This is a genomic window from Deltaproteobacteria bacterium, from assembly GCA_016234845.1.
Lineage (GTDB): Bacteria > Desulfobacterota > Deferrimicrobia > Deferrimicrobiales > Deferrimicrobiaceae > JACRNP01.
On record JACRNP010000169.1, the window covers coordinates 1 to 4,894 of the forward strand.

Here is a 4,894-nt window from a genome sequence, read left to right on the forward strand (position 1 = left end):
GAAGGTCGGGCGGTCCAGGCGTCCCTGCGTCCCAATCCGGAGCTGTCCGTGGACCTCGAAAACGCATGGGGGGATTACCCGGGGACGAGCCGTGCGGAGACGACGTACGGGATCAGCCAGCTCGTGGAAACCGGGAAGCGGTCGACGCGGATCCGGAGAGCCGAGGCGGAGAAGGGCGTGCTTCGCCGCGACCTGGAAGTCGCCCGGTTCGATGTCGCGGCGGACGTGAAGCGGGCCTTCATCCGGTTCCTCTCCGGATGGAAGAAACTGGAGCTCCACCGCGAGGCGCACGGGATCGCGACGCTCCTGGCGGCCGCGGTTTCCGACCGGGTCGCGGCGGGGGCGGTCTCTCCCATCGAGGAGACGCGGGCAAGGGTCGCGCTGGCCGTCTCGTCCGCCGACGTGGAGCGGACCGGAATGGAAGTCGAGTCGGCCCGCCGGGATCTCTCCGCCGCCATGGGGGAGGCGGCGCCCTCCTTCGATATCCCGTCCGGCGACCTCGACGAGGATCTCTCCGCGCCTGCCGTGGACAACATCGCGGAACGGATCGCCGCCACCCCGGACGTGGCCCGGTGGGCCGCGGAGACGGAACGCCGGAACGCGGCACTGGACGAGGAACGGAAGCTCGCGATTCCCGACGTGACCCTGAAGGGCGGGATCAAGCGCCTCCGGGAGAGTTCCGAAAACACGTTCGTGCTGGGACTCTCCGTTCCCCTGCCCCTGTTCCACAGGAACCAGGGAGCGATCCGGGAGGCGGAGGCGCAGCGGGCCAAGGCGGACGTCGAACGGAGGAGCACGGAGCGGCTCCTGCGTTCGCAGGCCGGACAACGCCTGGCGGCTTTCTCCGCCGCGGCGAGGGAGGCCGCACTCCTTCGGAAGGAGGCGCTTCCGGGCGCGCAGAGCGCCCACGACGCGGTCAGCGAAGGGTACCGCCTCGGGAAGTTCCGGTACCTGGACGTGCTGGACACCGGCAGGTCGCTGGTCGAAACGCGCCTCCGGTACCTGGACACCCTGACGGCGCTGAACCTGGCCAGGGCGGACCTCGAACGGCTGACGGCGGTCTCGCCGCCGGTCGGGGAAAGAACAACGGCAATCCAAGGAGCGTCACGATGAAGACCGGAAGATTCGTCCCGATAGCGATGATGGTTCTCGCCGCGTGCCTGTTTCCCGCCGCCGCATCCCTCGAGGAGGCCGACAAGCACGAGGGCCACGGGCACGCCCAGGAAAAATCCGACCTCGACCGTCCCGTGGAGGAGATGTGGAAGGAGAAGTGCGAACACAACGTCCTCCAGTTCACCTGCGAGGAGTGCCGCTTCGAGCTGGGGACGGTGAAACTGGTCCCGGAGCTTCTGGGCGGAAACGGGAAGCCCGGCCTCGTGGCCACGGGGAAGACGGGAAGCCGCAAGGTGGCGGCGTCGCGGACGTTCACCGGCGAGGTGAAGCGGAGCGAGGGGAGGACCGTGCACGTCGCGGCGCCGCTTCCGGGTGTGGTCCGCAACGTCTTCGCGGACATCGGCGCGACGGTCGCGGAAGGCGCCCCGCTGTTCGAGATCGACAGCCACGACGTGGCCGAATCGAAGGGGGATTACCTGAAGAAGGTCGCCGCCCGGGAGCTGGCGAAGAGCTCGGCGGACCGGGAGGCGACGCTCTTCGAGAGGAAGATCTCGGCGCAGTTCGAGGTGGAGGAGGCCCGGGCGCGGCTGGCGGCGGCCGAGATCGAGGTGGTCAACGCCCGCAGCCGGCTGCTCCGCCTCGGGGTGCCCCCGGCCGAGATCGGGGCGCTGGACCCGAACTCCCCGGAAACGATGTCCGGGTATCTCACGGTGCGCGCTCCGCGCGGCGGCGGCGTCCTGGAGCGGCACGCAAGCAGGGGGGAACGGGTGGAGCCTGGAAAGGAGCTCTTCCTGGTGTCGGACCTCTCCGAGGTGTGGGTGTGGGCCGACCTGCGGGAGCACGACGTCCCGACCGTGTTCGGCAAGACCAACGGCGGCGCGACGTTCGACGCGGAGGTTCGCTCTTCCGCCGGAGGCAAGCCGTACCGGGGGACGCTGGACGTCCTCTCCGGAACCATGAACGAGCAGAGCCGGACCGTGAAGGCCCGCGTCGTCGTCCCCAACCCCGACGGGCGTCTCCGCCCCGGGATGTTCGTGAACATCCGGGTGTTCCTCCCCGGCGGCGGAACCGTCCTCGCGGTGCCGAAGGCGGCGGTGCTCGCAGACGAGGGAAGGACGTTCGTTTTCGTTCACAAGGAGGGCGACTACTGGATCCGCCGTCCCGTCACCCTCGGGAAGCGTCTCGGGGACATGGTGGAAATACGGAGCGGTCTCGCCGCGGGGCAGCGGATCGTCACCGACGGTTCGTTCCTGCTGAAATCCGACGTCCTGCGCAGGAAGATGGGCGCAGGGTGCGCGGACTGAAGGAGGGCTCCCCGATGCGCGCCTTCGTCGAGTTCCTCCTCCGGCGGCGGATCGTCGTCCTCGCCCTGACCGGAATCCTCGCCGTCGCCGGGACGATCGCCTGGACGCGGCTCCCCGTCGACGCGTTTCCCGACGTGACGAACGTCCAGGTGATGGTCCTCTCGGAGGCCCCCGGCTTCTCCGCGGTGGACGTCGAGCAGCAGGTCACCTACCCCATCGAGCAGCAGATGGGCGGAGTCCCGAAGGTGACCCAGGTCCGATCGCTGTCCAAGCCCGGTTTATCGCAGGTGGTCGTCGTCTTCCGGGACGACGTGGACATCTATTTCGCCCGGCAGCAGGTGTTCGAGCGCCTCCAGGCGGCGAAGGGAAGCCTCCCCGGGGGGATCGATCCGGAATTGGGCCCCATCAGCACCGGCCTGGGGGAGATCTTCCAGTACACCCTGGAGGGGGAAGGGCTCTCCCCGATGGAGCTCCGGACGATCCAGGACTACATCGTCGCACCGCAGCTCAAGCCGATCGCCGGGGTGAACGAGGTGAACAGCTTCGGGGGGTTCGTCCGGCAGTACCACGTCCTCGTCCGGCCGGATGCGCTCCTGAGATTCGACCTCTCCCTGCGGCAGGTCGTGGAGGCGCTGGAGAAGAACAACGCCAACGCCGCCGGGGGGTTCATCGTGCGCGGCTGGGAACAGACGTACGTCCGCGGAGTCGGGCAGCTTGCCGGTCCCGCGGATATCGGCGACGTCGTCCTCAAGGCGCACGGCGGAGTTCCCGTCCACGTGCACGACGTGGCGGACGTGGTCGTCGGGCCGCAGCCGCGCCAGGGGGCGGTGACCCGGGACGGCAAGGGAGAGGTCGTCGCCGGCATGGTCATCATGCTCCGGGGGGAGAACTCCCGGGACGTCGTCACCCGCGTCAAGGAGGCCATCCCCTCCATCCGAAAGAGCCTTCCGAAGGGCGCGAGCCTGAACGTCTTCTACGACCGGACCTCGCTGATCGAGGCGTGCGTCCGGACGGTGAAAAACGCCCTGATGGAGGGCGGGATCTTCGTCGTCATCGTGCTCTTCCTGTTCCTGGCGGAGATGCGCACCGCCCTGATCGTCTTGGCGTCCCTGCCTCTCACGTTCCTGGCCACGTTCCTCGTGATGGGGTGGGCCTGCCTCTCCTCGAACCTGATGAGCCTCGGCGGGCTGGCTTTCTCGGTCGGGATGGTGGTCGACGCCTCGATCGTCATCGTGGAGAACGTGCGGCGCCATTTCGCGGAGCGGCACGACGCGAAGTTCCGGATGCAGGTGACGGTCCGCGCCGTGGAGGAGGTGGCCCGCCCGGTCGCCTTCTCCGTGCTGATCATCGGCATCGTCCTGGTTCCGCTGTTCAGCCTGCAGGGGATCGAGGGGAAAATGTTCGCCCCCCTCGCGATGACGATGATCTTCGCGATGCTGGCCTCCCTGGTCGTCGCCCTCACGATCGTACCGGTTCTCTCCGACATGATCCTTTCACGGGAAAAGGAGAAGGAGTTCGGGTTCGTGCGGCGGTTCCACCGGGGGTACCTGAACGTGCTCGCCGCCGCCCGGAGGAAGCGGACGATCACATTCGGCGTCTCGGTGCTCGCCCTCGTCGCCGCCGGGGTCGCCGCCGCCCGGATCGGCACCGAGTTCATGCCGCCGCTGGACGAAGGCGCCATCGCCGTCAACGTCGTCCGTCTGCCGAACGCCTCCCTCGAAGGGTCGGTCTCCGTCGCGCAGTACGTCGAGAAGCGTCTCCTGAAGTTCCAGGAAGTGGCGACGGTCGTGAGCAAGACCGGTCGCGCGGAGATCTCCGAGGATCCGATGGGACCGGAGCAGACCGACCTCTTCATCATGCTGAAGCCCCGGAAGGAGTGGAAGGAGGGAAGGAACAAGGCGGAGCTGGTCGAGGCCATCGGGAAGGAGCTTTTCTCCGTCCCCGGGATCCGCCCGTCCTTTTCCCAGCCCATCGCGCTCCGGGTGAACGAGCTGATCTCCGGAGTGAAGAGCGACCTGGCGGTCAAGGTGTACGGTCCGGATCTTTCGAAGCTGAAAGGATATGCGGACCGGATCGCCTCCACGCTGACGGGAATCCGCGGGGCCGCCGACGTGAAGGTGGAGCAGGTTTCCGGGATGGACCAGGTGGAGGTGGCGCTGAACCGGCGGGAGATGGCCCGGTACGGGATCAATGTGGCCGATGTGAACGGGATCCTGGAAACCGCCGTCGGCGGGAAGGAGGCGACCCGTGTCATCGACGGCCCGATGCGGATCGCCACGGTTGTACGTTTCCCGGAAGCGCATCGATCCGATATCGAAGATTTGTCCGGGATTCTCGTCCCCGGAGGAGGAGGGGAAAAGATCCCTCTTGGCCGCCTCGCGAACGTTTCCGTGGCCGAGGGGCCGGCACAGATAGGCCGGGAGAAGGGGATGCGCCGGGTCGCGGCCGAGGTGAACATCCGGGGGCGGGACCTGGGC

General features: G+C 68.0%; 3 protein-coding genes. All 3 read left to right on the plus strand.

Features of this window, described 5'->3' with window-relative positions:
* Window positions 1–1,113 (plus strand): TolC family protein (locus tag HZB86_11220; GenBank protein ID MBI5906092.1); only part of this gene is annotated, 1,113 nt, incomplete at its 5' end.
* Window positions 1,110–2,417: an efflux RND transporter periplasmic adaptor subunit gene (locus HZB86_11225; protein ID MBI5906093.1), complete on the plus strand. Its 1,308-nt coding sequence runs from the start codon at window positions 1,110–1,112 to the stop codon at window positions 2,415–2,417. The genes HZB86_11220 and HZB86_11225, both read left to right, overlap by 4 nt.
* A gap of 14 nt (window positions 2,418–2,431) precedes the next feature.
* Window positions 2,432–4,894: efflux RND transporter permease subunit (locus HZB86_11230; GenBank protein MBI5906094.1), on the plus strand; the 2,463-nt coding region annotated here is incomplete at its 3' end.